Annotated in this window: 1 rRNA gene; it reads right to left on the bottom strand. The window is 56.1% G+C overall.

Annotated elements, in window-relative coordinates:
- A 5S ribosomal RNA gene (rrf, locus tag WFG93_RS13930) occupies positions 1–89 on the bottom strand; the annotation flags it as partial.
- Positions 90–246 lie beyond the last annotated feature (157 nt).

The raw sequence follows: 246 nt of genomic DNA, 5'->3' as shown, positions 1-246 counted from the left end.
GTCCCCCCTGCAGTACCATCGGCGCTGTGAGGCTTAGCTTCCGGGTTCGGAATGTGACCGGGCGTTTCCCTCACGCTATGGCCGCCGTAACACTATTGACGTTTCGGCAACGCACACGTTGAGTGTGTGTTGTTCGGTTCCGACCGTACGTCGAGAACCACAAAGTGGACGCGTTCATCTCGCAGAAAGGAGGTGTTATCAAGTCATCGGCTTATTAGTACCAGTCAGCTGCACACGTTGCCGTGC

The organism is Microbacterium sp. USHLN186 (genome assembly GCF_037145155.1).
Taxonomy (GTDB): domain Bacteria; phylum Actinomycetota; class Actinomycetes; order Actinomycetales; family Microbacteriaceae; genus Microbacterium.
This window is presented reverse-complemented; position numbering and strand designations above follow the sequence as displayed.